This window comes from Clostridium neuense, from assembly GCF_045310695.1.
In the GTDB taxonomy this organism is placed as follows: domain Bacteria; phylum Bacillota; class Clostridia; order Clostridiales; family Clostridiaceae; genus Clostridium_S; species Clostridium_S neuense.
The window spans coordinates 40,163-65,415 of the sequence record NZ_JBJIAA010000021.1; the positions used below are offsets into that span (position 1 = coordinate 40,163).

The 25,253-nt window shown below is 34.2% G+C and carries 22 protein-coding genes and 1 pseudogene; 5 read left to right on the forward strand and 18 right to left on the reverse strand.

Annotated elements, in window-relative coordinates:
* Nucleotides 1-3 precede the first annotated feature (3 nt).
* The 17 genes and pseudogenes from ACJDT4_RS20625 to ACJDT4_RS20705 all read right to left on the reverse strand — a co-directional run bounded on the left by ACJDT4_RS20625 (nt 4) and on the right by ACJDT4_RS20705 (nt 17,648).
* Nucleotides 4-1,590: a hypothetical protein gene (locus ACJDT4_RS20625; RefSeq protein ID WP_406789487.1), complete on the reverse strand. Its 1,587-nt coding sequence runs from the start codon at nt 1,588-1,590 to the stop codon at nt 4-6.
* Nucleotides 1,581-1,943, reverse strand: coding sequence for a hypothetical protein (locus tag ACJDT4_RS20630; protein ID WP_406789488.1), 363 nt, complete (start codon nt 1,941-1,943; stop codon nt 1,581-1,583). The genes ACJDT4_RS20625 and ACJDT4_RS20630 overlap by 10 nt, the downstream gene beginning before the upstream one ends.
* 10 nt (nt 1,944-1,953) lie before the next feature.
* A complete protein-coding gene (locus ACJDT4_RS20635) occupies nt 1,954-2,217 on the reverse strand; it encodes a hypothetical protein (RefSeq protein ID WP_406789489.1) in 264 nt (87 codons plus the stop codon).
* A gap of 83 nt (nt 2,218-2,300) precedes the next feature.
* Nucleotides 2,301-3,113 carry a hypothetical protein gene (locus ACJDT4_RS20640; RefSeq protein WP_406789490.1) on the reverse strand — a complete coding sequence of 271 codons (813 nt, stop codon included), beginning with the start codon at nt 3,111-3,113 and terminating at the stop codon, nt 2,301-2,303.
* Nucleotides 3,114-3,207: 94 nt separating this feature from the next.
* Nucleotides 3,208-4,020 carry a hypothetical protein gene (locus tag ACJDT4_RS20645; RefSeq protein ID WP_406789491.1) on the reverse strand — a complete coding sequence of 271 codons (813 nt, stop codon included), beginning with the start codon at nt 4,018-4,020 and terminating at the stop codon, nt 3,208-3,210.
* Nucleotides 4,008-5,549, reverse strand: coding sequence for a DUF4474 domain-containing protein (locus ACJDT4_RS20650; RefSeq protein ID WP_406789492.1), 1,542 nt, complete (start codon nt 5,547-5,549; stop codon nt 4,008-4,010). The genes ACJDT4_RS20645 and ACJDT4_RS20650 overlap by 13 nt, the downstream gene beginning before the upstream one ends.
* Before the next feature lie 3 nt (nt 5,550-5,552).
* On the reverse strand, nt 5,553-5,942 hold the full coding sequence (locus ACJDT4_RS20655) for a hypothetical protein (RefSeq protein WP_406789493.1): 390 nt from the start codon (nt 5,940-5,942) through the stop codon (nt 5,553-5,555).
* A gap of 1 nt (nt 5,943) precedes the next feature.
* Nucleotides 5,944-6,210 (reverse strand): hypothetical protein, encoded by a 267-nt coding sequence (locus ACJDT4_RS20660; RefSeq protein WP_406789494.1) that lies wholly within the window; start codon nt 6,208-6,210, stop codon nt 5,944-5,946.
* Between the two features lie 14 nt (nt 6,211-6,224).
* The gene (locus ACJDT4_RS20665; protein ID WP_406789495.1) at nt 6,225-6,680 is read right to left on the reverse strand and encodes a DUF4176 domain-containing protein; all 456 of its coding nucleotides are present in this window, start codon (nt 6,678-6,680) and stop codon (nt 6,225-6,227) included.
* Nucleotide 6,681: 1 nt separating this feature from the next.
* Complete coding sequence (gene essC, locus ACJDT4_RS20670) at nt 6,682-11,124, reverse strand: type VII secretion protein EssC (protein WP_406789496.1); 4,443 nt, start codon at nt 11,122-11,124, stop codon at nt 6,682-6,684.
* 9 nt (nt 11,125-11,133) lie between these two features.
* Nucleotides 11,134-12,249, reverse strand: a complete 1,116-nt coding sequence (gene essB / locus ACJDT4_RS20675) for a type VII secretion protein EssB (protein WP_406789497.1) — start codon at nt 12,247-12,249, stop codon at nt 11,134-11,136.
* Nucleotides 12,236-12,508, reverse strand: a complete 273-nt coding sequence (locus ACJDT4_RS20680) for an EsaB/YukD family protein (protein ID WP_406789498.1) — start codon at nt 12,506-12,508, stop codon at nt 12,236-12,238. Before ACJDT4_RS20680 ends, essB begins: the two co-directional genes overlap by 14 nt.
* The gene (gene essA / locus ACJDT4_RS20685) at nt 12,492-13,046 is read right to left on the reverse strand and encodes a type VII secretion protein EssA (protein WP_406789499.1); all 555 of its coding nucleotides are present in this window, start codon (nt 13,044-13,046) and stop codon (nt 12,492-12,494) included. The genes ACJDT4_RS20680 and essA overlap by 17 nt, the downstream gene beginning before the upstream one ends.
* Nucleotides 13,024-13,314, reverse strand: a complete 291-nt coding sequence (locus ACJDT4_RS20690) for a WXG100 family type VII secretion target (RefSeq protein WP_010966973.1) — start codon at nt 13,312-13,314, stop codon at nt 13,024-13,026. The genes essA and ACJDT4_RS20690 overlap by 23 nt, the downstream gene beginning before the upstream one ends.
* A gap of 431 nt (nt 13,315-13,745) precedes the next feature.
* Nucleotides 13,746-13,826 (reverse strand): annotated as a pseudogene (locus ACJDT4_RS20695) (sugar O-acetyltransferase); the annotation flags it as partial.
* A gap of 39 nt (nt 13,827-13,865) precedes the next feature.
* Entirely contained in the window at nt 13,866-15,080 is a 1,215-nt protein-coding gene (locus ACJDT4_RS20700) for a DUF5050 domain-containing protein (protein ID WP_406789500.1), read from the reverse strand.
* Between the two features lie 72 nt (nt 15,081-15,152).
* Nucleotides 15,153-17,648, reverse strand: coding sequence for an MBL fold metallo-hydrolase (locus tag ACJDT4_RS20705; RefSeq protein WP_406789501.1), 2,496 nt, complete (start codon nt 17,646-17,648; stop codon nt 15,153-15,155).
* Nucleotides 17,649-18,261: 613 nt separating this feature from the next.
* Here ACJDT4_RS20705 and ACJDT4_RS20710 point away from each other — a divergent pair.
* The 5 genes from ACJDT4_RS20710 to ACJDT4_RS20730 all read left to right on the forward strand — a co-directional run bounded on the left by ACJDT4_RS20710 (nt 18,262) and on the right by ACJDT4_RS20730 (nt 23,831).
* Nucleotides 18,262-19,236 carry an ABC transporter ATP-binding protein gene (locus tag ACJDT4_RS20710; protein ID WP_406789502.1) on the forward strand — a complete coding sequence of 325 codons (975 nt, stop codon included), beginning with the start codon at nt 18,262-18,264 and terminating at the stop codon, nt 19,234-19,236.
* Nucleotides 19,233-20,036 carry an ABC transporter permease gene (locus tag ACJDT4_RS20715; RefSeq protein WP_406789503.1) on the forward strand — a complete coding sequence of 268 codons (804 nt, stop codon included), beginning with the start codon at nt 19,233-19,235 and terminating at the stop codon, nt 20,034-20,036. The genes ACJDT4_RS20710 and ACJDT4_RS20715 overlap by 4 nt, the downstream gene beginning before the upstream one ends.
* A gap of 2 nt (nt 20,037-20,038) precedes the next feature.
* Nucleotides 20,039-20,815: an ABC transporter permease gene (locus ACJDT4_RS20720; protein WP_406789504.1), complete on the forward strand. Its 777-nt coding sequence runs from the start codon at nt 20,039-20,041 to the stop codon at nt 20,813-20,815.
* 200 nt (nt 20,816-21,015) lie between these two features.
* A complete protein-coding gene (gene helD / locus ACJDT4_RS20725) occupies nt 21,016-23,295 on the forward strand; it encodes an RNA polymerase recycling motor HelD (protein ID WP_406789505.1) in 2,280 nt (759 codons plus the stop codon).
* A gap of 8 nt (nt 23,296-23,303) precedes the next feature.
* Entirely contained in the window at nt 23,304-23,831 is a 528-nt protein-coding gene (locus ACJDT4_RS20730) for a GNAT family N-acetyltransferase (protein WP_406789506.1), read from the forward strand.
* 334 nt (nt 23,832-24,165) lie between these two features.
* Here the strand turns inward: ACJDT4_RS20730 and ACJDT4_RS20735 are convergent, their stop codons facing one another.
* A complete protein-coding gene (locus ACJDT4_RS20735; protein WP_406789507.1) occupies nt 24,166-25,104 on the reverse strand; it encodes an AraC family transcriptional regulator in 939 nt (312 codons plus the stop codon).
* Nucleotides 25,105-25,253: the final 149 nt, after the last annotated feature.

Below are 25,253 nucleotides of genomic sequence, written 5' to 3' on the forward strand. Positions count from 1 at the left end.
AAATCACCATCCAAATCCTATATTTGGAATAAATTTAGAGCAACTCTTAACTGGGTCCTTTATAAAGTCGCTAGCTGCTTTTTTGATAGTATTCAACTGCTGCCCAGCTGCCTTTTTCATAGTATTCAACTGCTGCCCAGCTGCCTTTTTCATAGTATTCAACTCCTTCATACCATCATCATATAATTTATAAGCCCCATCTTTTATGTTATCATACGCTTTAGGAAATACAGTTTGAACTCCTCTATTTAAAAATCCCAAACCTGCACCTACAACAGCTCCAATTACTGTTCCTGGTCCTGGCAAGATGCAACTACCAATTGATGCACCAACTAATGTTCCGTCTAAAGGACCTATACTCTTTAATGTGTCAATGGTTCCACCGATGATACCCTTCCCAATGCTCTTTTCCTTGATTCCATCTGTTATACTTGAACAAATATCCGACAAACCAAGCTCTGCAAATATTGGAACTGTACCATCCTTACCAAAAAACTTTACAAGATCTGCTCCTTTACCTAAGAGATTTAAAGCCTTTGAAGCCTTTAATGCATCTTCTAATCCGACTGCTTTTAAAACTGTTTTAACAGGAGAAGTAACTTTTTCAAACAGTTCAACTCCATCCTTAAATAACTTCGCAGCCTTAGTATCTGAAACATTAGATAAAACAATCATAATATCTAGTACTCTACCTCTTTCTTCAGGATACTTTTTAAATATTGCACGTAAAGTCGACCAAAGCACGTCACATTTACAAAGTTCTTCATAAACCTTAGCTGGATTATTTTTCATTAGCATCTTAATCCGTTCATACCAATCTTTTTGATCTTTAGTTAATCCCAGTTTATCCTCAACTGTCCCTTCTAAACTCAATAATTGTACTAATGCTAGATATTCATAATCCTTTGCAGACTTTATTGACGTAAACCAAGACTTATCGATCCCATTTGGCAATGTATAACTTCCAGTTTTTGAATCGACAACTGTCTCATTCAGTACTGTTACACTCTGCATAACGAGCTTAAAATTATTCAAATCATCATTAAATAGCCCATTCACTGCCGAATTAAATTTGTAAAGTTTCCTCAGTTTATCCTCAATTTTATTCAAATCTTGTTGGAGGATTTCAGAATAATTTTCAAGAGACTGCGCCGCTTCGTTAAGCGATGATGCAACAGAGAACGAAGACGCCGCTTCAGCTGCTGAAGCCATTGCCCGCAAGGTACTAGCTGTACTATCTGTTGCTGCTTTAATTGCTTCTGTTGAAAACTTCTTAGCCTTGAGCTTATCTTCATCTAGCACACCCTCGCCACTCACTTGTCCATTTGCACTCTCGTACTGGCTGAGATGCTTTTTCGTGTCATCAAATACAGAGGAAGCTCGATGAATCGTTGGAATAATCAACGCCGAAAATAAATCTTTTCCTGCATTAAACGCAGAACCATCCAATGCTTTACCTTCACCGATAGAATTTGTTAGCGTCTGACTTGCACTGACCAAATCCTCTAATGCTACTTTTGCCGAGCCAATGTTGGCTCTTAAGCCATTAATCAAATTCTCAGAATCTGAACTTGAATAAATTAATCCCATGGTAGTCCATCCCTTTCCTTTTGAAGTGTTTCCATTTTGTCTTCTAAGCGTTGACTTTCCTGTGAAAAAACATAGGTAAAATCATCTTGTTGTTGTGCTAGCAAGGTCTTTATATAACGCGCTTTTTCTTGGCTTTCTTCAAAATCCCATTGGGCTGAAAAACTCCCACGCTTCATCAGATCATCATCAATTTCCAAAAGCTTCTGAAACTCTTGTGAAGTGGTTGTTTCAAAGTTATCTAACAACACTTGGATTTGGCGTTTTTGATCTTTAAGCTCCTCTAACTCTCGCTCTGTTTGGATAATTTTTTGATTATATTCGCAGCGTTCCTCAGCACTTTTATCTTTCACCATTTATCACTCCTCACTTTTTGAATAGACTTTGGTCTGCCGCGTCCATTTCCTGCTTGATGGAAGCAAGCTGTGTAAACTTTCCTGCTTGTGTCTTTACACAATTTATCAACTTGTCTAAATCACTCAGCATTTGGTTTGCCACATTCTCTCCAGCTTTCATTCCAGAGATATTACTTTGACTAAAATGTACGGTTGTTTTTCTACTTATATTGACATTTTTAACGGATGAAGTTGCCACTTTGGCAGCTCCAATATCTGAACTAATTCTAGACATAACTTTCTCCTCGCTTATACTCTAAATTTATAAAAAGGGTCATCCTTTAACTAAAAATAATTTTTTAATATTCATATAGTTTATCAGTTATAGTAAGGAGATCCGAGATATTCATCTTTGGGCTGCTGATGATCATGCATCATTGTTCCAGTAATATTGTCCACTATATCTGCATAAGTGTCGTTGCCATTAAAATGTTTTGAATCAATATAGGATTCCAAAAATACTTGTTTATTATCTGAAAAGCATTCTAATGTAAAGGGATTGTGCTGCTTAGTAATTAACTTTTGATAAAATGGGTATATAATGTCCGCATATTCTTTAACACTGTTCTTATGTGGAAGGATAACTTCAAAATTATAAGAATCTCCACTGTCTAAAAAATAATTTTCTACAGATAAACCAAGTATTTTTTTTGCATTTTGAGGAGTAGCAAGGTAAATAAAATATTTTGTAAAAGGCTCTCCTTGAAATAATGGCTCAACTGCATCCCGTGTTTTTTTCGTATAATATGTTTGTAAATAAGTATCCTTTAAACCTGGGGCAACTCCGTTTCCAGTTTCCTTCACAAACGAAATATTTTTATCTTGTGCTAAGCTTGCTGTAGCTTTTAAACCACTAGAATCTTTGATAGCTGTTGAAAAAACAATTCCTGCGCCTGTTTTCTTATAACTTTCATTCCCCGCAATTGAAAATTTAATTTTATACTTATCATTAAGCATAGAAATAATCTTTGTTTTCGCCTCTTCTTCATTGCTGTAATATTTCCCACTTTCTGAAGAAGTAACTTTTGATTTGACAGCATCTATACCTTTATTTATCATCGTACAACCTCCTAGACTAACTATTCCTAAAACTGCTATTGAACCAATTAATAGTTTTCTTATTTTCCCCATGTATATGTCACCACATTTCCTTATTAGCTTCCATTACAATTTTATGAAGAAGATATTTATACTAAAAATAATTTTTTAATAGGAATATAGTCTATTAGTTATAGTAAGGAGATCTGAGATCTTCATCTTTGGGCTGAGGCTGTGCATCTATCATCGTTCTAGTAACATTTTCTACTATATCTGCGTAAGTTTTATTGCCATAAAAATGTTTTGAATCAATGTATTGTTGCACAAATATTTGTTTATTATCTGAAAAGCATTCTAATGTAAAGGGATTGTGCTGCTTAGTAATTAACTTTTGATAAAATGGGAATATAATGTCGGCATATTCTTTTGCACTGTTCTTATGCGGAAGAATAACTTCAAAATTATAAGAATCTCCACTCTCTAAAAAATAATCTTTTACAGATAAACCAAGTACTTTTTTTGCATTTTCAGGAGTATCAAGATAAATATAGTATTTTGTAAAAGGCTCTCCTTGGAATAATGGTTCAACTGCATCCCGTGTTTTTTTTGTATAATATGTTTCTACATAGGTATCCTTTAAACCTTGGAAAACTCCGCTTCCAGTTTCCTTCTTAAAAGAAATATTTTTATCTTGCGCTAAGCTTGCTGTAGCCGTCAAACCACTAGTATCTTTGATAGCTGTTGAAAAAACAATTCCTGCGCCCGTTTTCTTATAACTTTCATTCCCCGCAATTGAAAATTTAATTTTATACTTCTCATTAAGCATGGAAATAATCTTTGTTTTTGCCTCTTCTTCATTGCTGTAATATTTACTGCTTTTCGAAGAAGTAACCTTTGATTTAACAGCATCCATACCTTTATTTATCATCGTACAACCTCCTAGACCAACTATCGCCAAAACTGCTATTGAACCAATTAATAGTTTTCTTATTTTCCCCATATATAAGTCACCCTATTTCCTTCAATTTTTACATCTTCTAAATCAATATTAGCTTTCAATTCAGAATACATTTTGTTCCTAAAACCTGTATCATCAATATAGAGTGTTCCTTTAGTATAAACATTATCTTTGGTATAGCCTGGTTTAGAAACGGTATCTAAATTCCAATATGCTCCTTTGGGCTCATGATCATATGTGTCACTTGGTGCAGTAATACGTCTATTCTTAGTTTTATTAAACAACTCATTTACCATACGAATCCGATCATCAGGGGCTGCCACTGGATCAAAATTTCCTTGACCTAAACCTGTTGCCACAATTTTCTCAAGATCTCGAACAGGGTCTTTAGGATCCCAGACATAAAGTCCTTGCTCTCCGCCTACCATTGTTCCACCCCCATAGGTTCCTTTCCAAATTTGAAAGCGATACTCTTTGCCATTATATACAAACTGAACTTGGCTTGTGTTTAAGTCCATCCCCAAAGCAGGCCCACACTCATCGTAGAAATCCGCATAGCCAAACTTACTCTGCACTGAATTTTGAGTCGTGTAAAAATGTTTATCTTTATAGTCATATTTAAATCCGAAAATACAGAAACCATGTCTTTCTTGAAGCTTCTGTAATTCTATAAGAAAGCTATTGACCTTATCTGCCGAGTCACTATTTTTATCTAAATACCCTGATAATGTTAAATATAGCGTCTTTAATGCTTCTATTTGAGCTTGGGTTAATTTCCCGCTTTTCATCCATTTTTCAACTTCTTCAAAATTTACCGACTGAATGAGTCCGTCCTTATCGTAAGTAATGATTTTTGATAAAGCTGCATCATAAGCACTATTTGGCTTTGAAAGGCTTGAACTTAGTTCTACAGCTTCTAAAGCCATAAACCATGAAATATCTATCCCTGCAGGCAAGGTTCCATCAGAGTTTAAAATTGTTTTATTCAGTATTGTTACACCTTTCATTACATCTTTCATTACGTTTGAATCATCCTGAAAAAGATGCGACGTACTATCTGAAAAATTATGCAGCGCTTTAAGTTTTTCTTCTAACCTATTGATGTCATCTTCTATACTACCTAGCGTATCCTCTAATCGTCTATTGGCGCCTATAAGATAATCCTCAAGGCTAGCAGTTAGATTTGTCTGTAAACAAAGACTATATGTCTCTATCAAAAAGGAAGTAGCATCTCTCTGCCTCCTTTTCTCATTGATCTGTCTATTTAGATTATCTTCGTCCAATACACCATAATGACTAACTTGACCATTTGCTTGCTTGAATAGCTCTAAATTACTGTGCATATCATCAATAGCTTGAGAAACTTTACTGATAGTCGGAATTATGAGCCCCTCAAAAAGCTGCTTTCCTGCATTGTAAGCAACACCTTGCAAGTTTCCACCTGTCAGAGCTCTCGTGAGATACTGTGATCCGCTGTTTAAGCCTGTTGCAGCCTCCTTCGCAATGTTTAGATTATTCGTCATCGCATCAATAAGTTCTTGAGCTTCACTACTATTGTATTTTAATCCCATAGTTTACTCCTTTCTATCGCCTGACTTAGGTTCCTCCCAAAGTAACGCATTACGTTTGTGTTGAAGATTCTCAATATCATCCTCTACCTCTTTTTTAAGCTTAGAATAAGTTTCTGATACTCCTTCTTTTTGCTCGTCCACCATATTTCTCACAAAACGCAGCATTTCTTGATTTGCATCCATATCCATTTGGGCTGTGCGACTTCCTTGATTAACAAGTTCCTCATTCAACTCTTGCAAATTAGAAAAACTCTGTTTCATCGTTTCTTGATATTTTTCTATTGCTTGGAAGATATTTCTCTCTTCACTTTTAAGATCCTCAAGCTTTTGAATCTTTTCCGAAATTTGCTGTGTATATTCTAACCGCTTACCAGCACTAATATCTTTTACCATATTAACTCCAATCCACGCTATCTTGCTTATCGCGTTGTTCAATAAGATTGGCAAGCTGTTGAATTTTATCCGCCTGTCCATAAACGCATGAAATCAGTTTTGACATATCCCCGATAATCTGATTAGAAACAGCAGCACCTTTAGTCATACTTGAGATATTACTAAAGTCAAAAAATACCGACTGATTACTAAGCGATTGATTGTCGGTATCCACGATCTTAGAAATTGCATCTGTCGCAGAAATTGTATTTGAAGCTATTTCCCCCATTTTTCTTATCCTTTCTATTTGAATTTATAAAAGGGATCCTTTTTTAGTTTTTGAACAGAATCTCCTTGTTCATTACTGCCATCACTTTTTGTAGAAGAAGCCTTGACTGTATTTCCCATATCAAGAAGCTGGGTAAAGTCAGGTTCAGGAATCTCCTCAATTTCTTCTTTGGGTACAACTACTGGTGCTTCTTTTAAGCGTTCTAACTTATCTTTCAAAAACTCTTTATCACTCTCATCAGAATATCCTTCCTGAATAACCTCTACTACGTCCACATCTGTTGCCATTAAAAGGATATCATCTTTTCCATACCCTTTTGGATGCTCTGCCAATCGATAATTTGAACGAGGATTTCCCTCTTTATTTTTTGTGAGCGCACGTGCGACAATCATATAAATCTTGTCGCCACGTTTTGCTACTTTGACAAATGTTCCTAGCGGTAAAAATCGAAATTGTTTTTCTTCACTCATTTTATTCCTCCATTGGAATCACTAGATTAAAGAATTCATCATCTTTAAGTACGTGTAAAACTTTATTTTCAGGCATTGCTTTTCTAAGTTCGGGAGCAAGACTAACTATAAAATGTTGATCCTGCAATGAGCCTCCAAAAAGAATTTGATAGACATTATCTCGAACAGCTGCCGTCGCTGAATTAAATTTATTTCCTACATTACCCACAAAATCAATCAGAATGAATTGAACTTTTGTATTTCTCTGATTAAGCAAATTGGCAATATCATCTTGATTGTAAAGCATTTTTTCAACAAGAGCTGCGAAACCATTAAAAATTACAATTAACTCTTCTTCAATTTCGTTATCCTGAAATGCGCCAACAGCTTCTTTAATCTCCGAAAATTGAGTCTGAAACTTTTCTCGTCCAATATACGTAGCCGCTTTAGAAGCATAGGTTTTCAAATTATTTGTCGAGTCAATTATCGCAACAGGAATTTTAAGATTAAAAATCTGATTGATAAGGAACGGAACACTTACCTTATATTGTTTCGGATTAGCACAGAAAAGTCCCAATGTATGCCCTTCAAAACAGACAAATTGTTCGATTTCTGAGCTACTCTGATTTAACCCCAGATACAGTGTGTTCCGACTCTCCTTAGGCAAATATGATGAAAACAACTCAGGTGTCAATTTATCAGGTACCATTGGAATTTTCTTAGGACGATTTCCCTTCCACTCATCATTAATTGTCTTAATCTCCTGTTTAAGATTTTCAAGCATCTCCATATCATTTTCTCCAGCTGCTGGAAGAAAAACTTGAAGGGCGACAGGAAACTCAAGTTTCATTTGTGCACGTCCCATAACTTCGGATTGCTCTAAACGTTCACGTCCAAAAAGTGTGGCAATATCTGTCTCATCATTGAGAAAGAGGGCAATCTTTGTTTGGATATTACTCATCATATTCATCCGGATGGCATTAAACCTACCAGCTGTCAAAATAAGATAAATTCCAAGTGCAGCACCTTCACGGAGCACTTGAATAAGCACTTCATCAATCTCATCACGACGTTTACTTTGAGCTAAGGCATCATAATTATCAAGTAAATTTATAATTATTGGGAGTTGTCGTTTTGTCTTACTCTGGTACTGCCCAAGCGTTGCAACGCCTTCATCTTTGAACACTTGTTTCCTATCAGCGAGCGTATTACGAATACGTCTAAGCATCTTTGTTAATTTCTCATTTTCTTCCAGTGTAACAATATCTGCTACATGAGGAAGATCTTTTAGCGCCAAAAGTCCGTTTGTTCCAAAATCTAAAAGATTGAACTGGATTTGCTCCGGAGTATTAAGCCTTGACAAATTCATCGCAATTGTTTGTAACGTCGTAGATTTGCCATATCCCGGGCTTGAAAAAATCACCGTATGCGCTGCATCCTCAATATTATACTGATAAACTTCTTGAGCTTGATCACTTGGAATATCCATTAATCCCAATGGAGTACTAAGTAATCTTTCTTCTGTTTGAATAACCTGAGGTGTTACAATTCTATTTTCCAAATTAGGCAACCACGGTTTAGCAGGTAGTGTTAAGTTCGATGCCTCAAACACACGATTAACTTCTGAAATGACCGCTTCAAGTTGTGTAGGCAACTCGCTTGTGTCATGCACTTGAACCACTTCCTCGCCTGGGTCGTAAACCAGTTCCGTTTGCCCAATATCATTAACTTGATAAATACGCTCATCAACATTTTCTACTGTGTCGGCATCTGGATCATAAGGAACTCCTGCATAACCACTTTGAAAAAGTTCATAGACCTCGTTTTCACCAACCTTGAGATATCCACGTCCTGGCTGCGTTATATGTGCTGCATCATGTGTTTTTAAAAGTTCATTGGAATCCTGCTCGCTTGCCATTTTAAGAGCAATTTTACTCGTTGAGTTGGCTTCTATTTGGTCATTGACAACTCCACTTGGCTTTTGAGTTGCTAGAATCAAATGGACTCCAAGAGAACGTCCAATACGTGCCACAGAAGTCAACTCATCTAAGAATTCAGGAACATTTGACTTAAGCTCCGCAAATTCATCAGAGACCAAAATTAAATGCGGAATTGGTTTTTCAGGATATTTCGTGTCAGGTTTAGGATTGAAGCGACTCTTATAAAGACTCATATAGCTGTTGATGTTATTCACCCCAAACTTGGCGAACTCTTTCATACGCTTATCCATTTCAGCCTTTATACTTGCTAATGCTCTGGCAGTTCCTGCACCATCCAAGTTGGTAATTGAACCCATAAAATGCGGTAGTTTATCCAAGGTATTAGCAATACCGCCACCCTTCCAGTCAATGATGAGCATTCCAATATCTTCTGGAGAGAAATTAATGGCAAGCCCAATCAGGTAAGTGGTTAAGAATTCAGACTTACCTGAACCCGTAGTACCACCAACCAAAGCATGCGGTCCGTGCACCCTCTCATGCAAATCCCAATACATATATTCCGATTTTCCACGCCAACCAATGAGAGATTTAATTGATTTATTAGGCTCAGCACTTTCCCAGCGTTCCTGAATATTCAAATCCTCAACAGTTTTCACTTCGTATTGGTCCAGCAAACTCAAACTTTCGGGAATAGCATTTTTCTCTACTTCCACATGCTCCAAGTTAGTGAGCTTATGAAGGCTCTTTTCAAGGAACGGTACCTCTCCGTATGGTTCAAAAGATTTGGCAACATAAATTTTATTATCATTTACGATTTCTCCTGCACTTTGGTTTTTGTATTCCACAAGTGCGGTCACAGTTTCTGCAAGGAGTTTCTGATCTTCCTTACACCAGATAACTGTCACACCAAGCTCACTCATATCCTCTGCCAAGAATTCATTAATGCCATGACCTAACAGGTAAGAGTCATCAAAAATCGTAAAAATATAATGTGGCACAAAATGTGGTTTTTCTTTTCCTGCCTCTTTTAGCACTTGCTTACGCTTATTCAAAATCTGGTAGAAAGAATTTAAAAGAAGATCACGTGTGTGCGCATTATGAACAAAACCACGCATATTCAACTCTTGAATTTTAAAATGAGGTAGAAGTCGCCACTTAGCCCAATCTTTTCGATAGCTTTTCTCTGGCACAAGGCTCAAGAAATTGACATCTCGATAAGAATGGAAAAAAGCCACTTGCAGTAATAAATTGGCAACGGCAGTTTTTAGTACAGGATAGGTTCCAACCAATCCTAAAGTTTGTGCAGTCAAATTAAGCGTTATTGGCACTTCGTGCTGCATCGAAAAGTGTTCAACCAGACGCTTCACGTTCAGTGACTCCTCATCTGTGGCTCGTTCATTAATATCTGAATCAACAGATAAATGAGAAGTTTGATTTCCTATGCCTAGCGTAACTACTAAGAAATCTTTGTCACTTGCCATCCGCTCATATATTCGAGAATTGTAAGTTTCAATCATTTCAGATAAATTTTCAGGCGAAGGATTTCTAAAATTCAATACCTCTGTTTCTTCATCATATTTATCAGAAATTTTAGCTACCGTCTTGATAAGGTATTGTGCGTAGTCTTCCTTTCGCTTTTTGTTCTCAATCTTCCGCTCTTTCTTCTCACTTATATACTGTGAAACAGTGAAAGTAGCTGTTATAACACTCATGGAGCCCATACCTAACATTATGAGCGGATTACGTCCTGAAAGAACACTTGTAACCCCAGTCACAGCAAGCATACCAAGAGGAGGAACAATCGCTCTTAAAATTTCATTTTTACTAGCTTTCGGTGCCTCACCGATTTTCTCAATCTTAAATTTATCGCAAGGAGGCTCTAAGCGAAGCCTCGGGCTGCGTCTGTATTTAGGAAAATCTTTTAGGAATTCAACCTCAGGGAGCTGCCCTAGAAGGTGCTCATGGTTAAAAACAATATTATCTGAAAATGTAGTCAATTTCCATTGTGCTTTACGCTTTTCAAGCAAAAAATCATGTGTCAATATTTGATAACCTGTTTGAACCCCTTTAACGTAATGATGCCCCTTGATTGGAACATTATTTAAATAAACAAATTCTCCATTGTCATCAATTATAAAGGTGTTCTCATGAATGACCACTTGCACCTTTCCCTTAGTTTGGATACTCGCAAATGTGTCCGATCCCAGAACAAAATAATCCTCTTTATTAATTAAGAAGAACATTGTCTCAGCAGTTTGCGGAGAAACGACAAAAACTTCAAGCTCTCCTACTTTAGAGTATCCTGTAGTAACGGTATTTCCATTGATAAATAGTGTACCCCCAATCACACCAAAGAGCGACTCTTGATACCGAATAGATGGACGTTCCTCTGACAAACTAATCGTATGGAGGTGCTCTCCTAAAATATAAACTACGAAGAGAAGCTGGCTCGCATCCAAGCGATTATCAATAAAGAAATTTTGTTCTTTTACCTCTTCTCCGATTTCAAAACCTTTACTGCTCATAAGTACCTCCTATTTTCCAAGATTTTTTGTTAGCTCTTGAATTTTCTTATTGTACTCATCCAAAAGTTGTTGTTTCTTCGCACCATCCATTGTGGTATTAAGCTTAGTCGTTTCGTAAAGATTAGTGTATGCTAATAACGTCAACTGAACATCACCCAAATTTTGTGCAAGGTTCAAGGCTTGCTTAAAATCACCACGACCACTATAAACCCAGTAATTTAGGGTATTATCATCTGATTTAGTCGAAACATTATCTAATATGGCTTGTTTCTGTGCCATTGTTAAGTCTGATAAATTGACAGAACTTACAGCTAGTATATAACGTGCTGCCTTGGGCAGTTTACTAGGAGCATAGTTTTGCAAGTCAGCCTGTGTTTTGTCATAGTTATTGGTCAAGAAATCGGTCTGTGCAGTAATAATAGCATTTTGCTTTTTATTGTTACTGTAATAAGAGTAAGTGAACCAACCTAAAACAAGTGCAAGAATAATCGCCAAAGTTCCAAAGTATTTAAAGAAACGGTAGCGTCCTTTGGATACAAAAGCTATATTTCTATTAACTCTTTCTGTTTCTTTTTGTAACTCCTCATCAATAAATTCAGCTATTTCTTGAGTGCTTTCAAAACTATTAATCGTTTGACTGAACTTATCATTCATTGCCAGGGAACCAGAAACAAGTGACTCAAATGGTACTTTAGAATTAAATATGTAAAAAATAAGTGCTTTATACGACTTTAAAAAGTCCACTTGAGTCATATCAAATGGAACAAGGAGCTTATGCAAACCAAAATGAACAACAAATAGTGTTTCTCCAATCAATAGTATATTTTCTGGATGAAGAAAAGGAATTTTGAATTGATTTTCCATACCAGAAAGTGTGACAAGTTTTTGTGCCAATTTTAATTTTTCAAGACGCGTCTTTGCAAGCCGCGAAGCAGAAGCAAGACTTTTAGCAGCTTCCGGAACATGGTAAGAAAGCACCCATGTCTCATTATCTTTATTAACAATAACTTTGTCAGAAAGTTCCTTAAGCACTGCTTCCTTAAATTGCGTACTTTCTAAGCGTACTTGAACAAGGTCTTTATTTCTTTCAAACTCAAGACTCGTTTTGCTATTAGATATTTTCATTCAAATTCTCCTGTCTTTCTTGTGTGGGAAGAATACAAAAAACATCCCCACTGCCTATTGGCAATTCTTTTATTAAATCAGTATCATCCACCTTTATGTTTTTGTCTTTCAGTTTAAGCGTCCAACTTTTGGGCATTACTCCACCTTTAAGCACTTGATGCATGAGTTCGTTAAAACGTCCCATCGTTATTTCTGTAGGAATCGAGAAATCGAGCTGTTGCCCATTAAGCTCAATACTTATATCAATGCGTTCGCTCATTTTTCTTTCTTAACCTCCTTTTAGCATTTTTTCGTCCCAAGAAAATCGCTAAAACAATCAAGGGAACAACAGCTAGTGAAATTACCCAATACCAAATCATCGTTTTAGAATGACTCGTGTTTGTACTAGATTCAATGACTTGAGGCTTGTAATTGACAAAGAGTTGTTTCACAACCTTTGTTGTGTTTACATTATAGAGTGTATTTTTCGCCTTGTTTGAGAAGTTGAGTGTCTCTCTTTGTTTTGGAACATTATCCTTAGCCTGCTCTTTTGCAAGCTTGTTAATTTTAGGCGTAAAAAGCTGGTTTCGTATTTGGAAATCGCTTGTTGTTCCAATGCCTCCATCTGAATTGGTAATCACATTAGGATTAAGCTGTAGGCTTCCATTATCAACTGCAAAACATCGAGGGCTCGCCAAAAAGAATATCCCCAAAAACATACAGATGAATAGTAATAGTCTATTTTTTATAGACCTTTTTAACAAAAGATGCCACCAAAAGTAGCATCTTGATTTATTAGAAACCGAAACTTTGAGCATCTTGTGCATCACGTTCTGCAACAGTATCTGCGTATTTGTTTAATTGTTGATTGACGCTCTCAAGAAGGTTTTCAAACTGAACAACAGTTTGATGAAGTTGATTGTATTGTTCCAAGTATGCTTGGAATGCTTGTCCTTTCCATTCTTCAGCAATTGTACTATTCATTGAATTTACTTTTTGAATTGCTTGATCAATTTCTTCTTTAGATTGAATGTAAACTTGAGCCTGAGATTTTAACTCTTCAGGTGTCACAGAGATTTGAGCCATAATAACTCCTCCTTTTATATACTTTTAGTGTGTTATCTTAAGTTAAATACGAATTTTAATATTATTATATTTCATATTAAACTTTTTCCATTCCAGACTTATTATATTACTCTTGTTTTTTACTGTCAATAATTTATTTCCAGTATTCTCAGCAGTTTCCAGTTCAATAATTATTATGAAATCGTTGGCAGTTCATTTTTACGCCAAATTTTTAAAAAAAGTTTGTTGTATGTTAAAAATCCATTAATTCAACTCATAAATATAAACCACCTTGAAACTTAAAATTTATTTGTACCAAAATGCCATCCTCTGGGCATTATGATGCACATAAATTTCAATAGTTGAAGCGGTTTATTTATAAATAAAAAGTATACATAAAACTAGTAGAATTCGATTAATTTAATGTACACTTTTTATTCTATTTTCAATCTCACTGCTATTACATTATCAGCAATATTCTTTATAACAACACTACCCGAACCTATATCCGCATTATTTCCAATGTGAACCCCTTAATTTATCAAGTTTTAACTAGTATTCTCATCATTATATTAGTTGAAATTAAGCAGCCTATCCTCACTACCGTCTAAATTCATTTTATGCCATGAATTATCGCTGCTGTTTATATAATAAATTTGGTTCCCTAAAATATAAAAGTTGTTAATACCTTGACCTATTTTAATTGGATCAGTTCCATCTAAGTTTGCCTTATACAATATATTATTTTCATCTGCACTATAATACATACTATCACCTGCAAAGTTAACATAATTTAAGTTTTTTACATTTAAGTTTGCTGCTGCAGTTCCATCCTCATTTGACCTACCTAAGTTAAACTTTGATATATATTCTGAGCTATTAGTTCCATAATAAATCATACCATCATATATATACAGTGGTCCTCTTACCTGGTTCAGTATAGTCGTGCCTACATCCCCTGAAGCGGCATCCGCTTTGATTTTATTTACAATACCACCATTATTGCAGTAAATATAATCTCCGTCTAATGCAAATTCTCCTTCAAAGATATCACTCTTTCCTATCTCCTCGGCACCAGTGCCATCAACTTTCATTTTAGAAACATATTCACCTGGTCCATTATAATTATGATAGTATATATAATCTCCCTGTACATAAATTTCCTTAACCTCTACATCTGATATTTTATATGGCCCTGTACCATCTGGCCTTACTCTATATACTTTTCTATCATTATTATTTACAAAATAAACCCAGCCATCAGTTACATTTATATATTTTGCAGTGTCCTTACTTAACTTAAAATTACCAGTTCCATCACTTTTAATTTTGTAAAGTCCATCAATCCCACTGTAATAAAGCCATTCTCCATCCGATGTAATCTCCCCACCGTTAACTAAATTGGCATTATTACTTGCATTTTCGCTTATATTAAAATTCATATTCACATCATTATTTAAGTTTTTATTATCAGTTGAATAAATATCCTTTTCTACGTTTAAAGTATATTTTTCTCCCAAATTATAACCTTCACTTGGTGGGCTAACTAAAATCTCATTGTCACTATTTCCCTTGTTTACACTAACACTAATGACATTATGCTTGCCATCAAATACATGAACTTTATTTTTAACTGTATCATCAAATTTAACTGTCTTACTAAACTTTATGCTCCAAGTCTTGTACTTATTAACAATTTGATTATCTACTATTTGAGCATGAGCCGTTAATGATTTTAAAAATATTAAACTAAAAGTAACTACTACTACTTTAGAAATCCTATTCATAATATTCACCCTCCACTCCCATAATTTACTACATACCATTATACTACAATAATGACAAAATACTAAATATTTTTATAAAACTGTATTTAAATAGCATCCTGTACTTTCCTCAAATTCACTTTTAATTTCTTCTAATTTCTCATTATTTCCGTTTTCTAAACTCAAAGTAACCTTCATAGCCGCAAGATTAAAAGATGGATTCTTTTTTAGCTTTATTCCTTCTTTTGCACAAAGTCTTACTACAATATTAATAACTTCATTTTGATTTACAGAATTTGATATAGACATGTTCCAGCCTATGCTCTTTGCAATAAGCCCTATTTTTCCCGAATATTTTCTTCCTATTATAGGTGAAATAAAACTAAGTTCCATATTTCCTTTAGATTTAATACTTTTCTTGTAAGGCTTATGCTTTTCACCTTCAAAACAGGTATCTATATATTTTAGTGCCTCATTTTGCTCCATCACAGGTGAATTTCCCGCTGGCATTACGCAGCTATCGTTAATTGCAGTTTTTATACTATTACTACCTTTAAGAACTACATCAAAGCCAGTTTTATTTTTAAATTCTTCTTTTTCAGCTTCAAAACCTTCTACCTTATCATCAGTTAAAACTAAAACCTTATTGTCATTAAGCAAAAATGATATTTTCTTTATATTTAAATTTAAGAATAGACTTCTTATTAAATTTTCTAAAGCATTATTGTTGGTTTCCTTATTTATTTCAACCTTCCATTGAAATTCACTTTCAAAATCAGCTATAATATTATTTATATCCGCATTTACTGCTCTTGGAAAATCAAAAACAAGTATTACCTTTTTCTCTCCCAATTTAATGCTTATCTTTTTAAAATCATATCCATTAAAATATTCTCTAACTAAATCATTTATTTCATTTGGTTTTAATTCTTTAGGCCTAAGTTCCTCTTCTACATCTTCCTTTGACCTTGCTTTAAACATAAAAAATCTTCTAAGATCATTTTCAAAGTATGGTGAATTTAAAAGAACGTTTTTCATGCTTTCAAGCTCCATAGAATTAAAAAGTGCATTTCCCTTCCATATAACAAGAAGCTCTTCTATAGTAAATAGCCTTGCATTGTAGTTTTCACATACAAATTTCCAAAGCCCTTCTACATTTTCCTCACTAATTTCGTCCTTGTTATTTAACAAATACTCAAGCTGCCTTTTTAGCTGTTTTCTAGGAACTCTTATATTTACCTCTATTGTTTCTCCGTCCTTAGGCACGTATACCCTTCCCGCTTCTTCACTGGCTATTTCACCTGCAAGACCTTCAATAACACTTTCCTCCCCATGAACAAGAAATATATTCCTTGAACTAAGCTGCCCAGCCAGTGCCTTTATCTCATTCTTATCACTATGAGCTGAAAGTCCAACCTTCTCTATGTTACATTTTACAGGAATACTCTTCCCATTTATATCCATAGTTCTCTCCTCTTTAGGAAGTTCTATGAGATTTAAAAGTTTTCTACCTGGAGCTTCTTCATCTTGATATCCTGTTATAACAATATACCCGTTTTCCATCCCTGCTATTTTTTCTCCGTAATACTGGCTAGGGCCTCCTGTCATCATCCCAGAACTTGATATAATAATTACTGTTTCCTTGGAATTTAAAAGCTTTTCTCTTTCTTCTTTATTCTCTACAGGAGAAATATTATCATCATAAAAAGGTTCCGTTCCCCTTAATATTTTTTTACCAAGACTTCCTTTTAAATAAAGTGGATTATTTTTATATACCATATTTATGTTTTTTATCATCCCATCAACATAAACTTTAACCTTAGGGAGCTTACCTTTATTAATTGCACTTTTTATAATTAACAAAACTTCCTGTGCCCTACCTAGTGCAAAAGCCGGAATCAGCATTTTACCATTATTTTTAATACATTCACTTACTACATCTATTAACCTATCTTCTTCTATTTCTCTATTACTGTGAAGTTTATCTCCATAGGTTGATTCAAATATTGCTGCATCCGGTCTTAGCTTAGGTATTTTTGCACCTTCAATAGATCTTTGTTTAAATATAGAAAAATCTCCAGAGTAAAAAAGGCTTCCTTCCTTTGAGGTTATGTATACCCCGCTTGCCCCTGCAATATGTCCAGCCTGATAAAAACTAAGCTTTATATCCTCTGCAATTTCAAATTCAACTTGATAATTAATTGTAAAGATTCTATCAAGCATATTTTCCACATCTTTTTCTGCATAAAGAGGTATCTCAGCTTCTCTGCTGTTCATAATTTTTAAACTGTCGTAAAGAAGTACCCTTGTAAGATCCTTAGTCATGTTGTTCATATAAATTCTGGCATTAGGATATTCCTTGCTTATTAAAGGAAGTGCCCCTATGTGATCCATGTGCGCGTGACTTATTATAATTATATCTGCACCGCCATTTTCTTGAATGGTACTAAAGTCTGGCAGTATATCTTTAGACGCTCCCTGCCTTATCCCACAATCTAGAAGAATGTTCTTATCCATAACCTTAACAAGCATGCAGCTGGCACCAACTTCTCTTGCTCCACCTAAAAATGATATTTTCAAGTTTTCCACTTCCAATCCTTACCTATATATTATTTACTACTTTCAAATTAATTAAAAATCCTTTTCATGCATTTAGCTTACATAAGTAACAATGCATTGTGAATTATGTTCTAAAATCAACACATGTAATTATATAAAAAGCCCCTATCCAAGCTGGATAGGGGCATATTTCCATATTATGTTAGCCATTTTTGGCATGTTGGTCAAAAGTTTAATTATTTTACCGTTATTTTATACTTATATATTATAGTAAAAATGCAAGTCTGTCAACTAAAATTTAGATATTTTAAGAAAAATCTAGAAATATTATTGGGATTACTTTGACACCCATTGCACTATAAAATAAGCCTTAAATGGAAACTTTCGTTAAAGGCTGTTTATCTATATAATTAATAAGCACAGAAACCAGAGTACAAAGTACAGAACACAGAGTACAGTGAAGGATGTTTTTTCTCCACTACCGCCGCGAAAAACCTAAAACTTAATGCTTGCGCATGGCACAAAATATAAAATTCGGCACAGCTGACACTATTAAGTTTTAAGATTTACCCGAAGGAAACGAAAATTAAATCCACATTCACTCTACTCTTTACTCTCTGCTCTAGAAAAGTGAGGTGTTTAAATGATTGAATTAAAAGGAATTTCTAAATCCTTCAAAGTTGCCAAACGAAATGCCGGACTTGGTAATGCTTTTAAAGCTCTGTTCAATAGAGAATACGAAGTAGTAAAAGCTCTTGAAAATATATCCTTCACAATTAATGATGGTGAAATGGTTGGCTACATAGGACCAAACGGTGCTGGAAAAAGTACCTCAATCAAAATTATGTGCGGAGTTCTTACTCCTGATAGTGGAGAATGCATTATAAATGGACGTACTCCTTGGAAAAACCGTATAGCTCATGTCCGTGAAATTGGAGTTGTATTTGGACAAAGGAGTCAGCTCTGGTGGGATGTACCTGTCATTGACAGCTTTGAATTAATACGCGATATGTACAAGATTAACGAAAAGCTTTTTAAGACCAATTTAGATGAGCTTTCCCAGCTTCTTGATTTAAGTGAATTATTAAAAACGCCAGCGCGAAATCTAAGTCTTGGTCAACGTATGCGTTGTGAAATTGCTGCTTCTCTGCTGCACAATCCAAAAACATTGTTTTTAGATGAACCAACTATAGGTCTTGATGCAGTTTCCAAAATAGCTGTGCGCAAGTTTATTAAAAAGCTGAACACTGAACATGGTACAACAGTTATTCTTACAACCCACGATATGCAGGATATTGAGGCACTAACCAATCGTATACTGTTAATCGGCAAAGGGAAAATACTACTTAACGGAGGCCTAGATGAATTAAAAAAACATGCATCGGAGCGCAAAACACTTGTGATAAAATACAGCGGCAAAGTACCTAATATTTGTGCAGGAATGTCACTTATTGAAGCTAGTGAAGGGCAAGTCGTAATTTCCCTTGATCCATCACTTTTACAGGTTTCAGATGCAATTGCATATTTTGCTGCGCAGACGGAACTACTTGATGTTTCAGTTTCTGACATCTCTACTGAAGAAATGGTTGCATCTCTTTATAAGGAGTATAGCATATGAAAGCCTATTTATGTTTTTTTAAGATTCGCTTTATAAACGGTCTTCAATACAGAACTGCTGCCTATGCTGGAGTTGCCACACAATTTGCCTGGGGCTTTATGTATATAATGTTGTACCAAGCTTTGTATAAAAGTAATCCCTCAAAGGCACCTATGAATTTTTCTCAGCTTTCCAGTTATATATGGCTTCAACAAGCATTTTTAGCACTTTTCATGACCTGGTTCTTAGATAATGATATTTTTAATTTAATAACAAGTGGAAATATAGCTTATGAACTATGCAGACCTTTTGATATATACAATACCTGGTTTGTTAAAAGCTGTGCTGTGAGACTTTCAAGAACACTCCTGCGATGTTTTCCGATACTCATTATAGCTTTTTTCTTGCCAGCACCGTATAAATTTAACTTACCAAATTCACCAGCCTCTGCTTTATTATTTTTAATTACAGCCTTTTTAAGTTTTATAGTAGTAATTTCCTACTGCATGCTGGTTTATATATTTACCTTTTATACAGTATCACCTATTGGCGTGCGACTTGCTCTTGTAATGACAGCAGATTTTCTTTCTGGAGGTCTTGTACCACTGCCATTTTTACCTGACTGGCTCACAAAATATATTTATATATCACCCTTTGCTGCAATGCAGAATGTTCCATTTAGAATTTACAGTGGCCAAATTCCAGTGAGTGAAGCCCTTTCTCCTATAGCTTTGCAAATTCTTTGGGCAATAGTTTTAATTATTATTGGTAAATTCATAATCTCTAAAGCATTAAAACGCGTAACGGTACAAGGAGGCTGACTATGAAATTATATTTAAAGTACTTTTCAATTCAACTAAAATCCGTAATGCAGTATAAAATTTCGTTCTTTCTTACAACTATTGGTCAATGCTTAACAACCTTTTTCTCCTTCCTTAGCATCTATTTTTTATTTACACGCTTTGGAAACATTAAAAATTACAGCTTTAATGAAGTGCTTTTATGCTTTAGTACGATTTTTATGTCCTTCTCACTAGCTGAATGTTTTGGAAGAGGTTTTGACAATTTTTCTTCAATAATATCTGATGGAGGTTTTGACAGAATACTTACAAGACCAAGAAACGAAGTGCTTCAAGTATTAGGTACAAAAATTGAACTTACAAGAATAGGCAAACTTGTTCAAGCATTAATAATATTTATATATTCAATAAAAACCTGTGGAGTTCACTTCTCGCCCGATAAAATTCTTACACTTATATTGATGATAGCAGGTGGAACTTTTTTATTCTTCGGCTTATTTATGATTTCCGCAGTAATCTGCTTTTTCACAATAGAAAGTCTTGAAGTCATAAACATTTTTACAGATGGTGGAAGAGAACTTGCCCAGTACCCATTAGACATATATAAAACCTCTGTACTAAGATTTTTTACATTTGTCATTCCATTAGCCTTTGTTAACTACTACCCTCTTCTATATATAATAGGAAGAAGTCGCAATCCCATTTATATCCTGTCTCCATTAATTGCATGCTTATTTGTTATTCCAAGCTATGCTTTATGGAGATTTGGCGTAAGACACTACACTGGAACAGGATCATAGAAGCAGAGGACAGTGAAGGATGATTTATCCTCCTTTCGTAGAATAAATCTTTAAACTTATAATTTCAGCTTCGCTGAAGACATACTAAAAAGGTTTGGGCGAAAGCCCATTAAGTTTTAAATTTTCTGCCAAAGCAGAAAATTCTCCTTCACTCTACTCTCTACTCTCTACTCTTTACTCTCTACTCTAAATTAAACGAGGTGATTAAATTGAATAAACATCCTGATTATAGCCTAGAGCTTAAAAGGCTCAACTATACTCTTGATTATTTAAAAATATACAATAGAGTTATTGCAAAGCAAAAAAACAGTTTAGATTCACAAATAGATTCTCAGCTTAAGCACTTTGATCCAGATAACAAAGAACAATTTACTCAGGTTACCTTGAACACTTCCATAAGGGACAGCCTAAATCAAAAAGTTCAAAATGCAGAGCGGTGTCTTTTAAAACCGTATTTTGCGCGAGTGGATTTTAAAGAAACAGATGTGGATAAACTTCAAAACTTATATATTGGAAAAATGTCTCTTCTAAAAGAGGAAACTGGTGAATTTTTAATTGTAGATTGGAGAGCTCCTATATCCAACCTTTACTATGATGGTCGTATTGGAAAAGCAAGTTATACTTGTCCAGATGGCAATATAAAGGGAGAAATAAGCTTAAAACGCCAATATATGATTGAAAATGGTAAACTTGAAGATTTCTACGATGTGGATATTACAACAAATGATGATTTTCTTCAAGCATGTTTAAGCTCAAGTAAGGATAACAGACTTAAAGATATAGTTTCAACAATACAAGTTGAGCAAAACAAAGTCATAAGAGCAAATATGTGGAGACCTTTAATTGTTCAAGGTGCTGCTGGAGGTGGTAAAACTACAATTGCCCTTCATAGAATTGCTTATTTAATATACACCTTTGAAAAAAAATTAAAACCTGAAAACTTTATGATTATGGCTCCCAGCCACTTTTTCCTAAGCTATATATCTGATGTTTTGCCAGAGCTTGGCGTAGAAAACGTTATGCAGACAACCTTCGAAGATTTTGCTCAAAAAATTATAGGAAGAAAGTTAAAAATCATGCCAAGTACAAAAAAGCTTTCTGACCTCGTAAATTTAAGAGACAGCATAAACTGTGAAAATATAAAAAAGGTATCAAATTTTAAAGCTTCTCTGGAATTTAAAGCGGCAATACAGAGCTTCATTAAAACAATAGAACAAAATTTCATCCCATATGAAGATTTTAAAATTCACACTTTTGTTCTTATTCCTTCAGCAAACATTAAAAGATGGTTTTTAGAGGACTACAAAAGCTTACCTCTAATGAAAAGAGTAAATGAAATAAAAAAGCATCTTACAAATAGTATTGAAAATAACAAAGCAAGAATTTTACAAAGAGTTGAAAACTCCTATGATGAAAAACTAAACAAGGTTAGAGATGAAGCTCCAGATTCACCTGAAAGACGCAAAATTATAATAAAACTAGTAGACGAAAGAGATGCCCTGCTAAAAAACATAAAGAAAAATTCAAAAACTCTGGTTAAAAATTATTTATCGAAAATTTCTGTTTTATCCCCGCTTGAATATTATAAAAAGCTGCTAAATGATAAGGCTTTATTTAATAAACTCACTGAAAAATATATAAATCATGAACTCTCAGAATTAATAAGAGAAACTTCAAAAGATATCTTAGACAAAAACGTCGTTGAGTTTGAAGATTTAGCTCCTTTAATGTATATAAAATATTTAACTCAAGGTCTAGACGAAAAAATAAACATAAGACACATAATCATAGACGAAGCTCAAGATTTTAGCCTTTTTCAATTTTCCGTATTAAAAGAAATAATAGATAGTCCTTCTTTTACAATCCTTGGAGACTTATGTCAAGGAATATACAGTTTTAGAGGAGTTACAGATTGGAACAAAACCGCAGACCTTATCTTTGGAACCAATGAGCCAGCTTTGCTAAAACTAGAACAAAGTTATAGAACCACAATCGAAATAATGGATGCTGCAAATTCAGTTATAAGATTTTTAAATAACAAGAGCCTTCCACTGGCAAAACCAGTAATACGTCACGGCGACCCTGTAACTGTAATGGAAAAAGGTTCTCTAGCTAAAGTAAAAAATGAAATTGAAAAAAATCTGTTAGACTTACATAAAAACAAATTAAAATCTGCTGCAATCATATGTAAGACTATGAAAGAGTGCAAGGAACTTAAAAGTCTATTTAAAAATTCAAGTTTCAACATACAAATAATAAATGAAAAGGAAAATAATTATGCTGGTGGAATCCTGATAATACCTTCTTATTTAGTTAAAGGTCTTGAATTTGACATGGTTATAATAGCAAATGCATCAAAAGAGCAGTATACACCAGACGAACTTGATGTAAAACTTCTTTATATTGCAATGACACGTCCACTGCATAAGCTTTATATCTACTCTGTCGGTGAAAAAACAGAAATGCTAAGGGAGGTATAATTCAACAAATGAATAACAATTACGACCTTATATTATTAACAAGCAAATACTTCAATGAATTATATAACTGGCAAATTGCAGAAACGCACTTTGATTATTACACCTGCAGACCAGTAAATTTAGCAAATTCATATAATGAGTATACGAATAAACTAAAAAAATCAATGCAATGCAAGAAAACTTATATACTTATAAACCAAGATATCTTTAATATACCTTTAGGAAAAATTTCATTGTTCAACTACAACCCAAGAAATCATAGTGCTGAGTTTGGATATTATATGCCAGAGCCCAATAGAAATAAAGGGCTCGGCAGTATTATGCTTAAACTTTTTATAGCTAAAGCCTTTAAAGATACCACCTTAAACTTAAATAAGTTATATGCCACCACCTCTTCAAATAACCTTGCTTCAATAAATCTTTTAAAAAAATTCAACTTTAGGCTAGATGGACAAATGAGAGAACATTACTGGATTGGTGAAAACAAATATAATCAGCTTATTTTTTCTATACTAAAAAAGGAGGCAAAGCTATAGTTAAATTTGCATTATTCACTGCACTACCGTGGGAGCGAAGTAACAATGCTGAAGGAACGATTTTAAAAAAATCCTAATAAATCTTGGTTCAAAAATTGTAAAATACTTAGATATTTCAATCTGTCTGAGCATTTTTTCAGCGAGTAACCATCCACGAGGTTTGGGCTTTGCCCATTATCCTTCTATACCTCGAGCAAGCACTCGCTTAAAATCACCACTTAAATTTATAGGATTATTTAAGAGAATACTTTTATCTAGTTCAAGAATCACATGGGCTAAACGCCCAAACCCCTATTGGTTTATGCGACGAAGCATTGTTCCTTCGCACTTTCATTTATAGTTTGTTCGATGATAGATAATCTGGCATTGGGATATCAGGATCATAAGAATCAGTATTAATGTATGTTTTAGGATATGCATCTCTATACTGTGATGGGGTTAAACCTTCACATTTCTTAAATAACTTCATAAAATACTTTTCATCTTTAAAACAAAGCATATACGAAATCTCCTTAATACTCTTATCCGTATTTATAAGAAGTTCCTTTGCTTTATTCAATTTAATGCTATTTATATATTTTAATGTACTCATTCCAAGATTCTTCTTAAATAAACGAGTTAGATAATCAGGTGTAAAATTAAAATTATTTGCCACTATCTCTACGGAAATATCCTTTAGCACATTTACTCTTATCCACTCTAGAACATCGAAAAACTTTTTATTAACCACATCTTTTTTAGATGGAGGTTTAAAAGAATTTATAAATTGCTGGGTTAACTCTATAGCAAGCTCCGACACTAAGTAGCTTGTAGCTAAATGTGTATAGTATTGTGAATTTGCTATATGCAAAATTTGTTTTAAATATATAAATGATTTTCCTGCATCAGTTAATGAAAAAAACGTTGGTAAAAGTATACTATCCTGAGGCTTATCTTTATCCATCATAGAAACAACCTCTTCATAAATTTCTGATTTTGTAAGTACTTTTTCTTCAGAAGTACAAAAGAAATGCAGCCAATAAAAGCTAGTACCCGCCTTAGAAGGAGCATATCCGAAATGAAGAGTTTTCGGAACTAGAAGTAGAACATCGCCCGGATTTACTTCATATTTTTCCTCGCCTTGTTGAATATAAATGGTACCCTTTACACCAATAATAATCTCATAGTCTTTATCAAAAATAAATGAATTATGCTGCCAATTCTCTTCGCATATAAATTGTCCGGATTTGAAATATAAAAGAGGACTGCTTACATTTGTCTTAAAATATATCATATCTGATTTCACCACCAAAAATACGATTTTATTAGTTGTCCGACTTTTGTAAACGATTTATAATATAGCCTGTGATATGAAAACATTTAACTAATATGATTATAGTTTTTTCAAGCCCTTATGTCAATGCAAGGTAAAATATTATTTCT

Excerpts from the sequence above, each read along its gene's own strand:
- ACJDT4_RS20625 (WP_406789487.1), bottom strand. The coding sequence starts at position 1,590 with ATGGGATTAATTTATTCAAGTTCAGATTCTGAGAATTTGATTAATGGC.
- ACJDT4_RS20630 (WP_406789488.1), bottom strand. The coding sequence starts at position 1,943 with ATGGTGAAAGATAAAAGTGCTGAGGAACGCTGCGAATATAATCAAAAA.
- ACJDT4_RS20635 (WP_406789489.1), bottom strand. The coding sequence starts at position 2,217 with ATGTCTAGAATTAGTTCAGATATTGGAGCTGCCAAAGTGGCAACTTCA.
- ACJDT4_RS20640 (WP_406789490.1), bottom strand. The coding sequence starts at position 3,113 with ATGGGGAAAATAAGAAAACTATTAATTGGTTCAATAGCAGTTTTAGGA.
- ACJDT4_RS20645 (WP_406789491.1), bottom strand. The coding sequence starts at position 4,020 with ATGGGGAAAATAAGAAAACTATTAATTGGTTCAATAGCAGTTTTGGCG.
- ACJDT4_RS20650 (WP_406789492.1), bottom strand. The coding sequence starts at position 5,549 with ATGGGATTAAAATACAATAGTAGTGAAGCTCAAGAACTTATTGATGCG.
- ACJDT4_RS20655 (WP_406789493.1), bottom strand. The coding sequence starts at position 5,942 with ATGGTAAAAGATATTAGTGCTGGTAAGCGGTTAGAATATACACAGCAA.
- ACJDT4_RS20660 (WP_406789494.1), bottom strand. The coding sequence starts at position 6,210 with ATGGGGGAAATAGCTTCAAATACAATTTCTGCGACAGATGCAATTTCT.
- ACJDT4_RS20665 (WP_406789495.1), bottom strand. The coding sequence starts at position 6,680 with ATGAGTGAAGAAAAACAATTTCGATTTTTACCGCTAGGAACATTTGTC.
- essC (WP_406789496.1), bottom strand. The coding sequence starts at position 11,124 with ATGAGCAGTAAAGGTTTTGAAATCGGAGAAGAGGTAAAAGAACAAAAT.
- essB (WP_406789497.1), bottom strand. The coding sequence starts at position 12,249 with ATGAAAATATCTAATAGCAAAACGAGTCTTGAGTTTGAAAGAAATAAA.
- ACJDT4_RS20680 (WP_406789498.1), bottom strand. The coding sequence starts at position 12,508 with ATGAGCGAACGCATTGATATAAGTATTGAGCTTAATGGGCAACAGCTC.
- essA (WP_406789499.1), bottom strand. The coding sequence starts at position 13,046 with ATGCTCAAAGTTTCGGTTTCTAATAAATCAAGATGCTACTTTTGGTGG.
- ACJDT4_RS20690 (WP_010966973.1), bottom strand. The coding sequence starts at position 13,314 with ATGGCTCAAATCTCTGTGACACCTGAAGAGTTAAAATCTCAGGCTCAA.
- ACJDT4_RS20700 (WP_406789500.1), bottom strand. The coding sequence starts at position 15,080 with ATGAATAGGATTTCTAAAGTAGTAGTAGTTACTTTTAGTTTAATATTT.
- ACJDT4_RS20710 (WP_406789502.1), top strand. The coding sequence starts at position 18,262 with ATGATTGAATTAAAAGGAATTTCTAAATCCTTCAAAGTTGCCAAACGA.
- ACJDT4_RS20715 (WP_406789503.1), top strand. The coding sequence starts at position 19,233 with ATGAAAGCCTATTTATGTTTTTTTAAGATTCGCTTTATAAACGGTCTT.
- ACJDT4_RS20720 (WP_406789504.1), top strand. The coding sequence starts at position 20,039 with ATGAAATTATATTTAAAGTACTTTTCAATTCAACTAAAATCCGTAATG.
- ACJDT4_RS20730 (WP_406789506.1), top strand. The coding sequence starts at position 23,304 with ATGAATAACAATTACGACCTTATATTATTAACAAGCAAATACTTCAAT.
- ACJDT4_RS20735 (WP_406789507.1), bottom strand. The coding sequence starts at position 25,104 with ATGATATATTTTAAGACAAATGTAAGCAGTCCTCTTTTATATTTCAAA.